This window comes from Eubacterium sp. An11 (genome assembly GCF_002161065.1).
Classification (GTDB): domain Bacteria; phylum Bacillota; class Clostridia; order Lachnospirales; family Lachnospiraceae; genus Anaerobutyricum; species Anaerobutyricum faecale.
In genome coordinates this window covers 1-18,668 of record NZ_NFLV01000018.1, presented here as the reverse complement: position 1 = coordinate 18,668, position 18,668 = coordinate 1, and the positions used below count along the sequence as shown (strand labels likewise).

Below are 18,668 nucleotides of genomic sequence, written 5' to 3'. Positions count from 1 at the left end.
CTGTGATTTATAGATTTATCTTAATCCTACTACAAATTATTGAGATAATCTATAAATTCTTTAACGGGAATCCGTAGAATTTGCGTATGACTGTCCCGGGGAAATGTTATAATTGTATCAAATTTTACTGATACAGCAGAAAATACAGTCTGCACCGTTGAAATGCAGGCTGTCTGAAAAAACGGAGTAAGGAGAGAGTTATGATATATTTTGATAATGCGGCGACGACGTTACAAAAGCCGCCGCAGGTGGCGGAAGCAGTAAAAGATGCGATTCTTACCATGGGTAATGCCTCCAGAGGCGCTCATGACGCGGCCTTGTCCAGCATGAGAATTCTATATGAAACCAGGAGTATGTTGTGCGAAATGTTCCATGGAGACAGCCCGGAGCGCACTGTCTTTGCAATGAATTCCACTATGGCTTTGAATACAGTCATTCAGGGATTATTTGCTCCCGGCGATCATGTCATTACCACTGCTCTGGAACATAATTCTGTGCTGCGGCCATTGTATCTCATGGAAACCAGGGGCGTCGCGCTGACCATAATCCCGGCAGATACCAGAGGAAATATTGATTATGACGATTTCGAAAAAAATATCCGGCCATCCACCAGGGCTGTCGTCTGTACCCATGCTTCTAATCTCACAGGAAATGTACTGGACCTTGTCCGTATAGGAGAAATCTGTCATCGGCACGGGCTCTGTCTGGTGGTGGACGCTTCGCAGACGGCCGGCGTGCTGCCTATTGACATGCAGAAAATGGGCATTTCTGTCCTGTGTTTCACTGGTCATAAAGGTCTGATGGGGCCTCAGGGTACCGGGGGACTCCTCATAAAAGAAGGGGTGAGTATCCGCCCGCTCATGGTGGGAGGCAGCGGCGTACACTCTTACAGCAAAACGCATCCGTCGGGACTTCCCACAGCCCTTGAGGCGGGAACTCTGAATTCTCATGGGATAGCAGGACTCCATGCAGCGCTGACATATCTGAAGGACCAGGGAACAGAAAAGCTGTATGAGAAAGAATACCTGTTGATGCGGACTTTTTATGAGGGAGTACGAACGATTCCGTCGGTAAAGGTGTATGGGGATTTTGATTCCGGCCGGAGGGCACCCATTATCACCTTAAATATCGGTGACTATGATTCCGGGCAGGTCAGCGATGAACTTCTGACACGTTTTCATATTGCCACCCGGGCAGGCGCCCACTGTGCGCCTCTGATGCATGAGGCCCTTGGAACAAAAAAGCAGGGAGCCGTTCGGTTCAGTTTCTCTCACTTTAACACCATGGAGGAAATCCGGCAGGGGATTGAGGCTGTGCGTACTCTCGCCACAGAATCATGAAATATTAAAGGCAAAAATCTAACAGATCTTTGGCGTGGCTGCTAATACAGAAATGTGATTATTTTATGACTTTTTTGTGAATAATTAACGAAAAAATAGTTGTTGCCATGGGAAGTTTTATATGATATTCTAATGTCAGGAGATTCACAATTCTTCAAATAACAAAAAGGAGTAATGCTATGAAAAAATTAAGAAAGTCATTGGGATTATTTGCTGCGGCTTTTGCTATGTGCATGGTATTTGCCCTGGGAGCAAAGGTGAACGCAGCGGACGTGGAAATGCAGATTGGAAGCGCTGATGGTCAGGTTCAGACAATGAATCTTCCAGATTTTGGTGTATCTTATATTAGTGAGGATAAATCAACAGCTGGCATTTCTGTAAATTATCAATATGGTGATGGATGGAACAGGGTCGGATTATTTGATGCGAATGATAGATTGATCGCAGTTGATGATACTACATCATATGCCAGATTTACTGGATTGTCTAAAAATACAGTGTATTATTATAGAGTTCAGAAGGTTTCTGGATTAAATGGTACTGCTACTTCCGCATGGTCAGAGCCGAAGGCTTTTACTACTGCCATGAACAACAAGTTTAAGTTTAAGGGCGTGAAGAATCAGAAGGCCTGCACGATCAAGGTTCCTAAGATTAACGGCGTAAAGAATTACACCATCTATATGTCCAAGAAGTCCACAGGCGGATTTAAAAAGGTTAAGAATTTAAAACCAGGCAAAAAACTTAAGCTGACCAAGTTCAAGAAGAAAGCATTTAAGATTGGAAAGACATATTATCTGAGAATTCAGGTAAACACCAAGAAGAATATCACCTGTGGTAACTACTATCAGGGATCTGTATATTTCTACAGAACACTGAGATTCTAGTTTAGATATTCGTTTACGCATGAGATTCTGGTTTAGATATTTCGTCTGCACATGAGATTCTAATTTGAATCTTTCGTTTACACATGACGTCTACATATGGGGTCGTTGCAGAACATGCTGATTGTACAGATATTATAGATTTAGGATCATAATATCTTATACAGTACGTGTTTGGCAGCGGCCCTGTTTTCGTGGCTAAAATAACACTTTGAAAAGCAATACTTTTCTGCCCTCCTGCTTTCCCAACCGGTGTCTGCAGTGGTCTCTGCTGGATATTCCCTGATTTATATGATACAATTGGATAATAAAAAGAATCGAGGAAAAATTTATGAATGATAAAATGATGGACAAGATCAATATCGCGCTTTACTATGTGGTGGCGCCGATCCTGGTACTGGAGTTTCTGCTGACGGACCTGGGAATCATAGCGTTTACGGTGCCGCTGTTCGTGGTGTCTGTGGTGGTGCTTCTGGTTTTGATCGGTATTGTGTTCTTTTATAAAAGAAAGAATCCGGAGTATGAGTTTAAGGCCAATGATCTGTACACGAAGCTTCTGGTCATTGTAATTCTCATTGAATGTTTTTATACTGCTGGATTTTTTAATTAAAGTGTCGTAAGCTAAAATTTTATGACATGAATGGATTAAAATGGATTATAAAACCTCCGGACAGAGACTCAGTGCTCCGCCCGGAGGTTTTTTACTTCATAGGAAACGTTATTTCAGAAATTGGCATTACTCAGCTTTTGGGCCTGCTGCTTTGATGTTTTCAGGCATGTTCGGGTATTTCTTCTCGAAGTTATCCTGGAACATCTTAGCCAGTTTCTTAGCCTGTGCATCGTAAGCATCTTTGTCTGCCCATGTATCACGAGGGTTCATGATCTCAGATGGAACATCCGGGCAGCTCTGTGGGATATCAAGATTGAAGATATCGTCGTGTTTGTATTCTACGTTATCAAAGCTTCCGTTTAAGGCAGCTGTTACCATAGCACGGGTATATTTCAGTTTCATACGGCTTCCGACTCCGTAAGGGCCGCCTGTCCAGCCGGTATTTACCAGATATACTTTAGTGTTGTATTTCTGGATTCTTTCACCCAGCATGTTAGCGTATACGGAAGGATCCATTGGCATGAATGGTTCACCGAATAAAGTAGAGAATGTCGGCTGTGGTTCTGTGATTCCACGCTCTGTTCCTGCCAGTTTGGAGGTAAATCCTGTTACAAAGTGGTACATAGCGGCATCCTGATCCAGTCTTGCGATTGGAGGAAGTACGCCGAATGCGTCAGCGGTCAGGAAGATAACAACCTTAGGGATTCCGCCGATACCTGGTACCTGTGCGTTGGAGATGAAATCTACAGGATAGCCTACACGGGTATTCTCTGTAAGAGAGTCATCTGTGAAATCAAACTCACGGGTCTCCTCATCCATTACTACGTTTTCCACAAGGCTGCCAAACTTGATGGCATTGTAGATTTCCGGTTCGTTTTCTTCTGTAAGGTTGATACATTTTGCGTAGCAGCCGCCCTCGAAGTTGAAGATACCTCTCTCGGACCAGCCGTGTTCGTCGTCACCGATCAGTTTACGGTTAGGGTCAGCGGAAAGAGTTGTTTTACCTGTTCCGGACAGACCGAAGAATACAGCTGTTTCCTGAGTCTCCGGATCCATGTTGGCGGAGCAGTGCATTGGAAGAACGCCTTCCTTTGGCATTAAGTAGTTCATTACGGAGAAGACAGATTTTTTCATTTCTCCTGAATACTGAGAACCACAGATGACAACCAGTTTTGCCTCATAATCAATCATGATAGCTGCTTCGGAGTTCACACCGTCGATTTCCGGCACGCATTTGAAGCCCGGAGCTGCGATGATGGTGAAATCAGGCTCGCCGTAGTTCTCAAGCTCTTCTGCTGTAGGACGGATCAACAGGTCACGGATGAACAGATTCTGACTTGCCAGCTCATTGACAATACGGAACTTTCTTGTGCAGACAGGATCTGCGCCAGCCATACCGTCGAATAAGAAGATCTCTCTGTTCTGAAGGTATGCAACGACTTTTGCCTTGATGGCGTCGAATTTAGCTTTCTCAATCGGAACGTTGACATTTCCCCATGCAATATCATCATGCACAGCCGGTGTGTCTACGATAAACTTATCTTTTGGGGAACGTCCGGTATATTTACCTGTTGTAACAACCAGGGCACCTTTGTTGGAGAGCTTTCCTTCGCCTCTGGCAAGGGCAGCCTCTGTCAGCTGTGCAGGTGTCAGGTTGCGATAAACTGCTTTTGGGTTCACAATGCCCAATTTCTCAAGACCATATGTTTCCATCATAATAACCTCCTGAATATGTTCTGTTGTTTTGTGTGTCAACTTACACGCGGTAGTTTGGGGGATGATTCATCCCAATACCCACAGTTGTGGGGAAATTTTGCAAGATTCATTATAAAATGTTGCAAAATAGTCTTTTCTCTCATACAGGGGTATTATACACTCTTTTCGGCATTTTTCAAACATAAAATTATATTTTATGGAAGAAATTTTTCTGGAGTTAAAATTCATTTTTGAAGGAAGGAGAAAAAGAAACGGGAAAATCCTTCATTTGAAAGTTTTTCTCATTCAGTCATTAATGAAGAAACCTGCTCTTCGAGAAGAGAAAACGGACAGGAACCGCAGGACAGCACTGCCTCATGATATTCACTGATATCGAAATGACTCCCAAGCTCTTCTTCCATGGTGTTACGAAGCTGTTCCAATTCGTACCAGCCGATGCTGTAGGAGAGATAGGTAGTCGGATTCTCGATGACATACTCGTAAATGGAGCGGGCGCCCTCTGACTCAACGCCGTAATCAGAGAGATATGCAGTCAGCTCTTCTTCCGTGTAATCCTCATAATTGACGTATAAATCACTGAGGGATGACAAAGCTAAAGAAAGGATATCATTATCCCTGTATAACTGCCGCAGAAGAGCAGTGGTTTCCCGGTCTGTGTCTTTAAACTCCATATAATTATAACTGTAGAGCTGGGCGTAGGTGCCCCAGCCTTCGTCATATCCGTCGCAGCGAAGCACAGAACGGACAGGGTGGGGATCCGTACTCAGATAGTAGTTGGTCTGATACAGATGGCCCGGGTAGCCCTCATGGGCCAGGGTGGAGAACTGATCCCGGCTGTCCACACGGCTTTGATTGATATAGATGACATTTGCTTCCTTGCTGTCAATGGGCGGAAGAAGATAAAATGCGCTGGCCGAAGTCGATGAGAGAGCGTCTGGTACATTTTTTAAGGTGTAGGAGACATCCGGCGGTTCCGGAAAATCAATGAGCGTGTCATTTTCCAGTTCTGTGAGGATCTCCTGGGTGTCTGTGAGTAACGGCTCTGCCGTCAGATAATCCGTATAAAGGTCAGAATTCTCCTGAGTGAGAGTGACGATGTCGGAGGCGGTCTCCTGAAGTGTGTCTTCCAGTGCCTGAATACATTCTTTCGGCGTCATGTCCGTGCCTACGTTGGAGGACAGGAGCAGTTCGTAATATTCTTTTCCGCCGTCATACTGACAGAGGCGTTCTTTATCTGAACTGTCGTCCAGGTATTCTTCCAGGGAGTCCCGGAGGGATTTAAAAGCCGGAAGAACCACCTGACGCACCAGAGAGCGGTTGTTGTTTATGTAGGTCTGTTTCTGATCTTTTCCCAGATCCGATACATTTTCTATCTTATCTTCAAAGGTTTCGATGAGCAGGTTATCGTCCCCGGAGGCGGTCAGAAACTGGTCAATCTGATCGATGGTATCGGAGACCACAAAATCGGGACTGATAAATCCGGCTTCCCGGCGCTGCTGTTCAAAGTCGAGAAGCTGATCAAAAAGTTCCGGTACCTGATTGATCAGGGCCAGATAGTCCTGGATATCTTTTTCATCGTCAAAATAGTATTCGGACAAGGTGACCGGAATCTGGGACTGCAGGCCGTTGGTTCCAAGAAAAGACTGGTAGAGAATGTAATCTTTGGAGTCGACGGAAGTCTCCAGATAATTTTTTAAAATCCGCCAGATAAACGCATCCTCTTCAGACAGGGTATCAGGATCAAAGGTGTTCAGTTCTTTGAGAAGCTCCGAGGAGCGCTGGCAAAGTTCTGTCTGTTTTGCCACAGAGAAATCTCCGTAGGATGGAGAGATATTTTCGTCGATACCATAAGCAGAGGGATCAGAAAGTTTAAAGTGCAGGGTGACGGTGTCGGAAGAGACATATTCTTTGAAACAGTTATCCAGAAATGTATCAAATTGTTTCTGGGAGACGCGGTCCGGTTCGCTGCAGCCGGTGAGAGCCAGAATGAAAAAAAGCGGCAGAATCAGCTGGCGGACAGCAGAAAAATGGCGGCGGACAGTGTGCGTTACGGGCAGGAAAAGCCGCCGTTTCGGTGAAAAAAATCTTAAAATTCGTGTCAGTAACATATCGGAGGACTCCCTTCAATGGGTGTTGAATGAAAAGTTTTCCATATTATACTATGTTTTGGAACTGAAAACTATTAATTTTTCAGTATTTTGACCATAGACGAACAGACTTGTTTATTCTATAATAAAAAAATACGCAGAAAAAGCGCTGGTACACGGTTTGTTTCTTTATGGAAAGGAACGAACGGTGTGTTCGGAACGCTGCCGGCGCTGATATTTGGAACAGGAGGCAGAGATGAGTAAAAAACCATACTATATTACAACAGCGATTGCATACACATCTGGCAAACCGCATATCGGAAACACCTACGAGATCGTTCTCGCCGATGCCATTGCCAGATTTAAGAGAAAAGAGGGCTATGATGTTCGTTTTCAGACAGGAACGGATGAACATGGACAGAAGATTGAATTAAAGGCACAGGAAGCCGGCGTTTCTCCTAAAGAGTTTGTGGATCAGACCGCCGGAGAGATTAAGAGAATCTGGGATTTGATGAATACTTCTTATGATAAGTTTATCCGCACCACTGATGAAGATCATGAGAAACAGGTACAGAAGATCTTTAAGAAGCTCTATGATCAGGGCGACATTTACAAGGGATATTATGAAGGAATGTATTGTACGCCTTGTGAGTCTTTCTTCACAGAGTCTCAGCTGGTGGATGGCAAATGTCCGGACTGCGGACGTCCGTGTCAGCCGGCGAAAGAAGAGGCATATTTCTTTAAGATGAGCAAATATGCGGACCGTCTGATCCAGTATATCAATGAACATCCGGAATTCATTCAGCCGGAATCCCGTAAAAATGAGATGATGAATAACTTCCTGCTTCCTGGACTTCAGGACTTATGTGTGTCCCGTACCTCATTTTCATGGGGGGTTCCGGTGGACTTTGATCCGAAACATGTGGTTTATGTGTGGCTGGACGCCCTCACCAACTATATCACCGGTCTTGGATATGATGTGGACGGAAACAGTGATGAACTGTTTGAAAAATACTGGCCGGCGGATCTGCATCTGATCGGCAAGGATATCATCCGTTTCCATACTATTTACTGGCCGATCTTCCTGATGGCTCTGGATCTGCCTCTGCCGAAGCAGGTGTTCGGACATCCCTGGCTGCTGCAGGGAGACGGCAAGATGAGCAAGTCCAAAGGAAATGTGATCTATGCCGACGATCTGGTGGAATTATTCGGTGTGGACGCCGTTCGTTACTTTGTGCTTCATGAGATGCCATTTGAAAATGACGGTGTGATCACCTGGGAGCTTTTGGTAGAGCGTATGAATTCTGATCTGGCTAACACACTGGGTAACCTGGTAAATCGTACCATCTCCATGTCCAACAAATATTTCGGCGGTGTGGTTGCCAACTGCGGCGTGACAGATGGTTTTGATAAAGATCTGATCACCGTTGCGCTGAGCACAAAACACAATGTGGTCAATAAGATGGCGAAGCTTCGGGTGGCTGATGCCATGACGGAGATTTTCAACCTGTTTAAACGCTGCAACAAATATATCGACGAGACCATGCCTTGGGCGCTGGCAAAAGATCCGGAGCAGAAACAGCGATTATCCACTGTTCTTTATAATCTGGTGGAGAGTATCACCATCGGTGCTTCTCTGCTGGCTCCATTCATGCCGGAGACCGCAGAACGTATTTTCAAACAGCTGAATTCTTCCGAGAGAACCATGGAAGAGCTGGAAATGTTCGGTCTGTATCAGTCCGGCAATAAAGTGGTAGAAAAACCGGAAATCCTTTTTGCCAGACTGGATGCCAAAGAGGTTATCGAAAAAGTAGACGAAATGTATGCGGCAAGAGCCAAAGCTGATGAGGAGCCGAAGGAAGAAGAGCCTGTCATTGACATCGACAATAAAGAGGAGATCACTTTTGAAGATTTCGAAAAAATGCAGTTCCAGGTGGGAGAGATTATTTCCTGTGAGGCTGTAAAGAAGTCCAGAAAGCTTCTCTGCTCTCAGGTGAAGATCGGCAGCCAGGTAAAACAGATTGTATCCGGTATCAAAGGCCATTACACACCGGAAGAAATGGTGGGCAAGAAGGTTATGGTTCTTGTCAACTTAAAACCGGCAAAATTGGCCGGCGTATTATCGGAAGGAATGCTTCTCTGTGCGGAAGATGAGAATGGTGAACTGTCTCTCATGGTTCCTGAGAAGAAGATGCCTGCCGGAGCGGAGATCTGCTGATAGAAGGTATTTGTAAATGAGAATAAGCTGCTGCTCATAAAATGTGGGCGGCAGTTTTTCTGTATGTGGACTTGAAAAGAGGAGGCAGTTATGATTTTTGATTCACATGCCCATTATGACGATAAACAGTTTGATGAAGACCGGGAAGAAGTTCTCGCTCATTTAAAAGACGCCGGCGTGGAAAGGGTGGTAAACATCAGCAACGGCTGGGATGATATGCTCCGTTCTCTTGCGCTGGTGGAAAAATATCCTTTTATGTATGGAACCGCGGGTATTCATCCCTGCAAAGTCAGCGATTTAAATGAGGAGCGGATGGAAGAGCTTCGGCAGTACTGCCGCCGGGACAAGGTTGTGGCGGTAGGGGAAATCGGCCTTGATTATTACTGGATGACCGATCCAAAAGAGGTGCAGAAAGAATGGTTTGTCCGGCAGCTGCGGATGGCGAAAGAGGAAAATCTTCCGGTAGTGATTCACAGCAGAGACGCATCTCAGGATACGTTCGATATCATGAAGGCGGAACATGCCGGAACCACCGGCGGCGTCATCCACTGTTATTCCGGTTCTCTGGAGATGGCCAGAGAATACGTAAAGCTTGACTATTATCTGGGAATCGGGGGCGTGGTGACCTTTAAGAATTCAAAAGTATTAAAAAAGGTGGCAGCGGAAATTCCCCTGGAACATATCGTGGTAGAGACCGACTGTCCATATCTGGCGCCGACGCCTCACCGGGGAAAACGCAACAGTTCCGCCTATCTTCCGCTGGTGATTGACGAGATTGCCTCTCTCCGGAACATTTCTCCGGAAGAAGTGGAACAGGTAACCTATGAGAATGCCTGCCGGCTGTACGGATTACAGTGAGGTATGATGTTTTTTTGTCAGGTCAGGATGTCTGTATCAGGTTTTGATGTTTATGTCGGACCGTGAAGGAGCATAAATAAAAAGAGGAGAGATATATATGGCAACATTAGGGAATCCGCAGGAAACCATTGCGGTTCTTCAGAAATATGGATTTAATTTTCAGAAAAAATTCGGGCAGAATTTTCTGATTGATACTCATGTGCTGGATAAAATTATCGCTGCCGCTGAAATCGGCCCGGATGATTTTGTGCTGGAAATCGGCCCGGGTATCGGCACCATGACCCAGTATCTGGCGGAGGCGGCCCGGGAGGTGACCGCCGTGGAAATTGACAGGAATCTGATTCCGATTCTTGATGATACCCTCTCGGAGTATTCCAATGTGACGGTCATCAATGAGGATATTTTAAAGGTGGATATCGCGGCTCTGGCCCGGGAAAAAAACGGAGGAAGGCCGATCAAAGTGGTGGCGAATCTTCCATATTATATTACAACGCCAATCATCATGGGACTGTTTGAGAGCGATGTGCCCCTTTCTTCCATTACGGTGATGGTGCAAAAAGAGGTGGCGGACCGGATGCAGACTGGTCCCGGCTCCAAGGACTACGGTGCGCTGTCTCTGGCAGTACAGTATTATGCCAAGCCTTACATTGTGGCAAATGTACCGCCGAACTGTTTTATGCCTCGTCCGGCGGTGGGGTCGGCGGTCATTCGTCTGACACGCCACGAGAAGAAGCCGGTGGAAGTAAAAGATGCAAAATTTATGTTTAAACTCATACGCGCTTCTTTTAATCAGCGAAGGAAAACTCTTCAGAACGGCCTTCATAATTCCGGCGAGCTGCAGATTCCAAAAGAAAAGGTCGTAAAAGCTCTGGAAGAGATGGGGCTTCCGGCTTCCATCCGGGGAGAGAAGCTTGATCTGGCGCAGTTTGCCAGACTGGCGGATCTGCTCATGGAATAAGAGGGAGTCATAATCTGTGATACCGGGAATACATTAATGAAAAAAGGAGTTTTTTCATGGCCGAATATTACAGAATTCTCTCGTATTTATATCGTTATGATAAAAAGAATAAGATGGATTGCAAAGGATTCATCAAAGCAGAGCAGAAAAAGAATGGACTGAAAATTACTCTGCAGATTGATGATGAGCGGCTGCCGGAGGATGTCAAGCTGGCTCTTTGTTTTTATGGAAAGGAAAACGAGAACTGGACGCTGTGGCAGCTGGCTCTTCTGGAATCTTCCCGGCATCATGAAGAAACGGTACTGTTTTACCCGGCAAAAACTTTGCCGGAAGGTTTTGATATAAGAAAACAATATGGCGTCATTCTTCTCTATCAGGAAATTCTTTTTTATGGAAGTGTCTGGATTGGCGATGAGATTCCGGTGGAAGAACTGATGACAACTTATCGGGAGAAATTGGTATCACCTGACGCTGACGGGAAAGACGAAGAAAATCATGCTCCCGGGACTGAACATGAAGGAGAAGATGTTCGGGGAGGGGAGATTCCCGGGCAGCCCTATATGGAAACGGGGCCGGCCGACGGCCGGGGCGTTGTGGAAACAGAGCAGACGAATGACCAGAGTATTATGGAGACGGGGTCGGCCGATGGCCGGGGCGTTGTGGAAACAGGGCAGACGAATGACCGGAGCATTATGGAGACAGGGCCGGCTGATGGCCGGAATTCTGCGGAAAAAACTTCCACTATCCTGGAAACAGAGCCATCGGATACAGCCAGAGAATATCAGCCGGGCCGGGAAGATAGTGCGGAAATCGATACATCAGGGAAAACAATGTCTTCGGCGGATCCCCGGGAGGAGGACGCTCAAATATATAGGGCAGATGGCGCCGAAGAACGTGAAAACGGTAATCGTGCGGAAAATCAGACCGTCCGGGAAGCGGAGCGGTTAGAGCGAAAGTTATCCACAGAACCGGAAGATGTGCTGCATCATATGTGGATAGATACCGGAAAAAAGGCGAAGCCTGTGGATAACATTTTTAATCCGGCTTTCCGGAGTGGTTATCAGATTTCTGTTGATCAGTTGAAAGCTTTGAGTCCCGAAGCGCGGGGGCTGTCTGATAATCAGTTTCTGGCGAAGGGATATGCCATATATCATCATCTTCTGGCCGGGAAAGTCATCTATGGCGGCGAGGAGAGATACTGCGTCGGGGTTCCGGGTATTTATGAGAATCGAGAACGGTATATGGCGCAGCTATATCAGTTTCCGATATTTTTATCGCTGACGGAGAATCGGATTAAAACAGGAGGATTTGGTTACTGGCTCCACCTGCTTCAGGAATAAGAAAAGTGTTATCAGGAAAACGGGCTGAAAAAATGAGCGGAATTAAAAAAGTGACATTATGTTTAAAAAATCAGAAGATGAGAAAGGAAGAGCGGCCGGAAAATGAGAAAATATACCGAAGATGAGAAGTTTATGAAAGAAGCCATCCGACAGGCGAAGAAGGCGGAAGCCATCGGGGATGTGCCCATCGGCTGTGTGATTGTCAGTGAGGGCAGAATTATTGCCAGAGGATATAATAAGCGCAATAAAAATAAAACAGTTCTGGCCCATGCGGAACTGCTTGCCATGAGTAAGGCCTGCAAAAAAACAGGGGACTGGCGTCTGGAGGACTGTACCATGTATATCACGCTGGAACCCTGTCAGATGTGCGCCGGAGCTATCGTCCAGGCAAGGATTCCCCGGGTGGTCATTGGCAGCATGAATCCCAAGGCCGGCTGCGGAGGTTCTGTCCTGAATCTTCTGCAAATGAAGGAATTTAATCATCAGGTGGAGGTCACCCGGGGCGTTCTGGAAGAAGAATGTTCTGAAATGCTGTCGGCGTTTTTCCGGAAACTTCGGCAGAAAAAGAAGGAGAAGAAAGCGGAAGTTTCAGAGGGTGATGCAGAAAAATAGCATCAGAGAATCTTTTTTCAATCATTTTTTATCTTAATATCCATTGACAGATATTTTAAAATCATTTATACTGATACTTACCGTGCAGCTGGGGAGTTAGCGGCGTCCTGTACCTGCAATCCGCTATAGCAGGAGTGATGGTTGGCCCCGGACGTTCTGTGGATGGAGCTGCCCTTTATAAGTGGTGTTGACAATTGGGTCTCGCGCAACAGGAACCTCTGAACCGTGTCAGGTCGGGAACGAAGCAGCACTAAGGAGTGCTTCTTGTGTGCCGTGAGGGTGCCTGGTTCGAGCTAACTGTAGAGGTAACGTCTGTTGGCAGTCGTACAAAGCCAACCGCACGGTAAAAAAGTGAAAAAGATGGATTACCCGTCAGTTATCATAAACAGCGAATGAACTGTCGTTCTGTGAAAAGCAGGATGGCAGTTTTTTTGTTTCGTAGGAAACTGTTTCATGGGAAACTGGCAGGGGCGAAGGAGGGATATTATGATCAAGAATGAAAAGAATACGAATACTTTTCCCACCGCCGGCCAGCGGGAAACTGCCTGGATGGCGGACGCTTATCCGGTTCCTCTGACGGACAGCCAGGAAATGAACTGGAATATGTATATTGAGTCGGGCAATGCCAGCGATGAGAAGCTGTTCCGGGACTGGATCAGTCAGGTGCCGGGCAGCCTGTCGCCCAGTCATCTGGTGGTGGCGGCCATACAGTGCATGAGAAATCGTGGGTATGATGTCCGGGAGGCGGAGAAATATATTGATAAGGGCCTGAAGGCGGCGGAAGAGAAAGACGGGGCTGCTTTACAGAAGATCACGGCGCAGATATATTATCTGCTCAATACAGCGCCGAAGGATGCAGATTCCGATTACTGGAAATATCATATTTATACGGATTGGGAGGAGATCCGGGCAAATAGTACGTTTCCGGAGATGGGAGACCGGGAGGATGTATTTTCTGATGATTATGCAGACCGGATTCAGGCCGGATGGACGGCACAGCTCATCGGCGGTGCACTGGGAACCCAGGTGGAAGGATATAATACCGATAATATTGAAAAGGTGTACGGAACGGTCACATCTTACCTGCGTCCGCCGGAGACGTACAACGATGATATCACCTATGAGATTGCATTTCTTGACAGTTTCCGGGAGCATGGTTATGCGGTCACCTCGGAGCAGATTGCGGAAAAATGGCTGGAACTGATCGCCGACGGATACTCGGCGGAGGAAGTGGCGCTCCGTAACCTGCGGCTGGGAATCCGCCCGCCGGAGAGTGGGACGCATCTCAATTATTATTCAGACTGGATTGGCGTACAGATGCGGACGATGATCCACGGCATGGCGGCTCCGGGCAATCCTGCCCTGGCGGCAGAGCTTGCTGTGCGGGACGGTGTAATTTCCCACTCCAACAGCGGACTGCTGGGTGGAATTTTTAATGCAGTCCTTGTGTCCATGGCTTTTGTGCTGCGGGATGTGCGGGAGCTGTTAGTGAAAGCGGCGGACTGTATTCCAGAAGACAGCGAATTCTATCAGGTTCTGATTTTTGCTCTGGAACAGTGCCGGGAGAAGGACAGCTGGAGGGAGGCATGGAGGCAGTGCGAGATAAAATATAAGGACTATAACTGGATCCATGTATATCCCAACGCCGCAGCGGAGATCATCGCCCTCTGGTACGGCAATGGCGATTTTGACAGGACAGCTTCCATTATCTGTATGGAGGGCAAGGACGCGGATTGTACCGCCGCGCCGGTGCTCAATATCCTGGGTGTTATGTACGGGACGGAGATTCTGACGCCAAAGTGGACGGAGCCATTGGGGACGACCATACACACTATTATGCGGAAATACCGGAAGATAGCCCTGCAGGATCTCTGCCGGGAAACTGTGGAGAGCGTGCGGCGGGCCCAGGGCTGCAGGCGCATTGCCGATTATTCGTCACCGTCGAACCATTTGCTCTTCTCCTCCTAAACTTCCCCTTGCAATGCCCTGTGCCATTTGCTATAATGACTTATTAGCTGTGAGCCGCTTGTTATGCGGTTCTCAGGAAATGACAGAGAGTTGGATTACAGTTTTGGATTTAGGAGGAAAAGCAATGCATTGGTCTGAGAAGATTGCAAAAGATATTATTAAAAGGTCTCCGGACAAAGAAGAGTACGTATGCGCGGCGGGAATCAGTCCGTCGGGTTCCATTCACATTGGTAATTTCAGAGATATAGCCACCAGCTATTTTGTATATAAAGCACTTTTGAAACAGGGAAAGAAAGCGAGACTGTTATTCTCCTGGGATGAGTTTGACCGTCTGAGAAAGGTTCCGGTAAATGTAAAGGAAATCGCGCCGGAACTGGAAGAAGATATCGGCAAGCCTTATGTGGATGTGAAGGATCCGTACGGCTGCTGCGGCTCTTATGCGGAGCATTTTGAGAAAGAGTTTGAGCGGTCTTTGGCTCGCTTTGGTATCAAGGTGGATGCCAGAAGACAGAGCGAGAATTACAGAAGCGGCAAATACGCCAAATATGTGATTCAGGCCATCCAGAAGAGAAAAGAGATTTTTGATATTCTGGACAAGTTCCGTCAGCAGGAGGCGACTCCGGAAGAGAGAGAGGCTTACTATCCGGTGAGCATTTACTGTCCGGTCTGCGGCAAAGATGATACGACGATCACATCCTCTTCTGAAGACGGCGTAACCTGCGAATATACCTGTAAATGTGGACACAGCGGACACTGGGATTTCAGCAAAGATTTCAACTGCAAGCTGGCATGGAAGATTGACTGGCCGATGCGCTGGATGGTGGAAGGCGTTGATTTTGAGCCGGGCGGAAAGGATCATGCAAGCCCGGGAGGAAGCTACGATACCAGTAAGATCATCGCCAAGAAGATTTTCGGCATCAACGCGCCGATGTTCAAAGGATATGAGTTTATCGGAATCAAGGGTACCACAGGAAAGATGTCCGGTTCCACCGGTCTTAATCTGACGCCGGAAACACTGCTCAAGATTTATCAGCCGGAAGTAATTCTGTGGCTTTATTCCAAGTCTGAGCCGAACAAGGCCTTTGATTTCTGTTTTGACGATGAGATCCTTCGTCAGTATTTTGAGTTTGATAAGATGCTCAAAACTTATCAGGCAGGAAAAGGCAAGAACTTTGATTATATCGAAGGTATCATGTACAATTGTATGATTGAAGGCAGAACCGTTCATCCGGTGCCGATGCAGCAGATCGTGAATTTCGGTTCTGTGGTTGACTTCAATGCAGATATGCTGGAGACAGTCTTTGAGAAGATCGGTACTCCATATAAGAAGGAAGAGTTTGCGGAGCGGCTGGAGCTTGCAAAATACTGGCTGGAGAAATGTGCGCCGCAGAACATGAATACTCTTCTCGGATACCGGAACTGGGATTATTATAATCAGTTAAATGAGGTGGAGAAGAAGGAGATCGCTCTGCTTCATGATTATATTCAGAAGGGTGGATATGATCTGGATGCGTTAAACGCATTTATTTACACTATTCCGAGAGAAGCAGATCCGAATTTTGACGAGGAAAATAAGAAGGCGGCGCAGGCTAATTTCTTTAAGAATGCTTATAATCTGATGATTGGCAAGGCAGCAGGTCCGAGACTTTATCTGTTCCTCTATGCCGTAGAGCCGGAGAGATACCTCTCCCTGCTGGATTTCTCCACACCACAGACCGAGGAGGAGAAAGAACTGGCAGCGGCAGCCAGGGCTGAGGCAGAGAGAATTGCAGCAGAGGAAGCGGCTGCAGCCAAAGCGGCGGCGGAAGAAGAGGCGAGAAGAGCGGCTATTGCTCCGGTAAAACCGCAGATTACCATCGATGATTTTGATAAGATGGATATGCGTGTCTGCAAAGTGACTGCCTGCGAGATCGTGAAGAATGCGGAGAAACTTTTAAAGATCACTCTCTTCGACGGACTGGGAGAGAGAATCATTGTGTCTTCCATTCGTGATGAGTATACACCGGAAGAACTGATCGGCAGAAAGATTATTGTTCTGGCGAATCTGAAACCGGCGAAGTTTGCCGGCGTGAAGAGCAACGGAATGTTATTGGCGGCTACCCACGACGACTGTGGTTGCAAGCTGATCTTTGTAGATGACAGTGTTCCGGAAGGAACTGCGATTCATTAATAATGGGCGCATGGGCGACGAAAATTGTTGTCCGTGCGCCTTTGCGCGTATGAGCGGCCAATTTTTTCTGTTTGGCCGGGCAGATTCTGTTTGATTTGGCAGCGAAAAGGCCCGGATCATGCAGAACGAAAATAATTATTGAAATAATCGTAAAAGAGAAAGGAAAACATACATATGAAAACATTGATCTTTGATCTGGGAATGGTTCTGATACATTTTCGCTGGAGAGAGTTTCTGACAGATATGGGTTATGAGGGAGAGCGGAAAGACGGGCTGGCAAAGGCCATGTTCCAGAATCCTCTGTGGCAGGAGTTTGACCGGGGCGTCATGGGTGACGCCAACGTCATCGCAGAGATGAAAAAAGAGTCTCCTCAATATGCGGAGGATATCGACCGTATCTGGCAGAAGGAGAATTTCTGTAATGTGTGCCATCCTTTTGCCTATTCGGAGGAGCTGATACGGACACTCCATGAGATGGGATATAAGATCTACATTTTATCCAATTATGGAGAGACACTGCTGGGGCTCAACCGCGAGAAATATACATTTTTAAATTATGTGGACGGCGGCGTGTTCTCCTATGCGGTAAAACAGATGAAGCCGGACGATGTGATCTATCAGACTCTCATTGAGAAATGCGGTATTGAGCCGGAAAATGCGGTCTTTTTTGATGATCTGGAGGCGAACTGTGAGGGCGCCCGCCGGGCAGGCATCACGGCCGTACAGGTCACAGACGGACTGGCGTCGATTCTTCAGGGATTGAAAGAAGAATGTGGGGTTGAACTTCCGCAGATGGAGAAATATCTGTAATATATAAGCTTTTTTCTAAAATTTAAGAAATTTATAGAAAATTTATCGTATCCAGCAGAATTATTATATGATTTTTTGTTTTGTTCTGTTAGAATAATCAAATTAATGGTCTTCTACAATGGAGAAGATTTCGTATTTTAAATGCAGAAGCAGAAGATACATTTAGCAGAACAGGGGGGAATCATAAATGAGGGTTTTGCTGGTGGATGATGAGAAATTGGCTGTGGAGGCTATGGAATGTATGATTCCGTGGACTCAGTTCGGAATTCATGAGATTTATAAAGCATACAGTGTAAAGCAGGCACAGCAGATTTGTGAAGAAAGAGAAATTGATATTACTTTTTGTGATATTGAAATGCCCCGGGCCAGTGGCCTGGACTTTGTACAATGGCTTCGGACAACGGAAAGAGATACAGTGGTCATTTTTCTCACGAGTCATGCTGTGTTCAGCTATGCCCAGCAGGCAGTACATTTTGGGGTACAGGATTACTTGCTGAAACCTATAGACAGGGAGGAAATGAGAAAAGTTCTCGGAAAAGCGGTACGGATGGCAGAGAAGAACCGCAAGAGGAGAAAAACAGAAAAAAGAATAAAGGAACTGCACGGAGAGTCTGACCGGATGGAAGAAAATGTCCGCATAGTACAGAATTATGTGGCAGAACATTTTCAGGAACCTCTTACAAGAGAGCAGCTGGCTTCTCTGGTATATCTTAATGAGGACTATCTTTCCCGTCTGTTTAAAAAATATACGGGACTTACTTTGATGGACTATGTTACCTGGGAGCGGATGGAGAGAGCGAAGCAGATGCTCGCACAGTCCTCGCTGTCCATTTCAGAGATTGCGCTGGAAGTGGGATATTCCAATACGGCATATTTTACCAAAATGTTCAAAAAACATACAGGGGGAATCACTCCAAGGCAGTACCGAAAGGAGCAGGGAATATGACAATAATAAGAAAAAAACCATGGACCCTGCGCGGATTGAACTGCTCCCCGTCAAGTAGACAATGAAAAAAATATAAATTTTTCCTGCCAGTAGATTAAAACTACTGGCAGATTTTATGCTGCCTGCAAATAAATTTCATGTTTTTCCATAGGAG

Annotated in this window: 14 protein-coding genes and 1 other RNA gene; 13 read left to right on the top strand and 2 right to left on the bottom strand. The window is 46.4% G+C overall.

The features are described from left to right. The first annotated feature begins 200 nt into the window (after positions 1-200). The 3 genes from B5E53_RS12770 to B5E53_RS12760 all read left to right on the top strand — a co-directional run bounded on the left by B5E53_RS12770 (position 201) and on the right by B5E53_RS12760 (position 2,831). A complete protein-coding gene (locus tag B5E53_RS12770; protein WP_087315647.1) occupies positions 201-1,340 on the top strand; it encodes an aminotransferase class V-fold PLP-dependent enzyme in 1,140 nt (379 codons plus the stop codon). A 179-nt stretch (positions 1,341-1,519) separates the two neighbouring features. After that, positions 1,520-2,224 carry a fibronectin type III domain-containing protein gene (locus B5E53_RS12765; RefSeq protein WP_087315644.1) on the top strand — a complete coding sequence of 235 codons (705 nt, stop codon included), beginning with the start codon at positions 1,520-1,522 and terminating at the stop codon, positions 2,222-2,224. A 328-nt stretch (positions 2,225-2,552) separates the two neighbouring features. Next, a complete protein-coding gene (locus B5E53_RS12760) occupies positions 2,553-2,831 on the top strand; it encodes a hypothetical protein (RefSeq protein WP_087315642.1) in 279 nt (92 codons plus the stop codon). Positions 2,832-2,957: 126 nt separating this feature from the next. Here the strand turns inward: B5E53_RS12760 and pckA are convergent, their stop codons facing one another. Both pckA and B5E53_RS12750 read right to left on the bottom strand, forming a co-directional pair. Continuing rightward, positions 2,958-4,547 (bottom strand): phosphoenolpyruvate carboxykinase (ATP), encoded by a 1,590-nt coding sequence (pckA, locus tag B5E53_RS12755; RefSeq protein ID WP_087315640.1) that lies wholly within the window; start codon positions 4,545-4,547, stop codon positions 2,958-2,960. A gap of 281 nt (positions 4,548-4,828) precedes the next feature. Further along, on the bottom strand, positions 4,829-6,655 hold the full coding sequence (locus B5E53_RS12750) for a DUF885 domain-containing protein (RefSeq protein WP_087315638.1): 1,827 nt from the start codon (positions 6,653-6,655) through the stop codon (positions 4,829-4,831). A 235-nt stretch (positions 6,656-6,890) separates the two neighbouring features. On the opposite strand from B5E53_RS12750, the gene metG reads away from it, so the two are divergent. From metG to B5E53_RS12700, 10 genes are all read left to right on the top strand, one after another. Next, entirely contained in the window at positions 6,891-8,852 is a 1,962-nt protein-coding gene (gene metG / locus B5E53_RS12745; protein ID WP_087315636.1) for a methionine--tRNA ligase, read from the top strand. Positions 8,853-8,942: 90 nt separating this feature from the next. After that, the gene (locus B5E53_RS12740) at positions 8,943-9,710 is read left to right on the top strand and encodes a TatD family hydrolase (protein ID WP_087315634.1); all 768 of its coding nucleotides are present in this window, start codon (positions 8,943-8,945) and stop codon (positions 9,708-9,710) included. Positions 9,711-9,807: 97 nt separating this feature from the next. Beyond that, positions 9,808-10,668 carry a 16S rRNA (adenine(1518)-N(6)/adenine(1519)-N(6))-dimethyltransferase RsmA gene (rsmA, locus tag B5E53_RS12735; protein WP_191531009.1) on the top strand — a complete coding sequence of 287 codons (861 nt, stop codon included), beginning with the start codon at positions 9,808-9,810 and terminating at the stop codon, positions 10,666-10,668. Positions 10,669-10,724: 56 nt separating this feature from the next. Beyond that, positions 10,725-12,008, top strand: a complete 1,284-nt coding sequence (locus tag B5E53_RS12730; protein WP_087315630.1) for a DUF6128 domain-containing protein — start codon at positions 10,725-10,727, stop codon at positions 12,006-12,008. Positions 12,009-12,110: 102 nt separating this feature from the next. After that, positions 12,111-12,620 carry a tRNA adenosine(34) deaminase TadA gene (gene tadA / locus B5E53_RS12725; RefSeq protein ID WP_087315628.1) on the top strand — a complete coding sequence of 170 codons (510 nt, stop codon included), beginning with the start codon at positions 12,111-12,113 and terminating at the stop codon, positions 12,618-12,620. A gap of 80 nt (positions 12,621-12,700) precedes the next feature. Next, positions 12,701-12,964, top strand: an RNA gene (gene ffs, locus B5E53_RS12720) — signal recognition particle sRNA large type. A gap of 142 nt (positions 12,965-13,106) precedes the next feature. Next, positions 13,107-14,588 (top strand): ADP-ribosylglycohydrolase family protein, encoded by a 1,482-nt coding sequence (locus B5E53_RS12715; protein ID WP_242963703.1) that lies wholly within the window; start codon positions 13,107-13,109, stop codon positions 14,586-14,588. A gap of 124 nt (positions 14,589-14,712) precedes the next feature. Then, a complete protein-coding gene (gene lysS, locus B5E53_RS12710) occupies positions 14,713-16,758 on the top strand; it encodes a lysine--tRNA ligase (protein ID WP_087315626.1) in 2,046 nt (681 codons plus the stop codon). A 174-nt stretch (positions 16,759-16,932) separates the two neighbouring features. Then, positions 16,933-17,568, top strand: coding sequence for an HAD family phosphatase (locus tag B5E53_RS12705; RefSeq protein ID WP_087315624.1), 636 nt, complete (start codon positions 16,933-16,935; stop codon positions 17,566-17,568). A gap of 187 nt (positions 17,569-17,755) precedes the next feature. Beyond that, positions 17,756-18,514, top strand: a complete 759-nt coding sequence (locus B5E53_RS12700) for a response regulator (protein ID WP_087315622.1) — start codon at positions 17,756-17,758, stop codon at positions 18,512-18,514. The last annotated feature ends 154 nt before the right edge of the window (positions 18,515-18,668 follow it).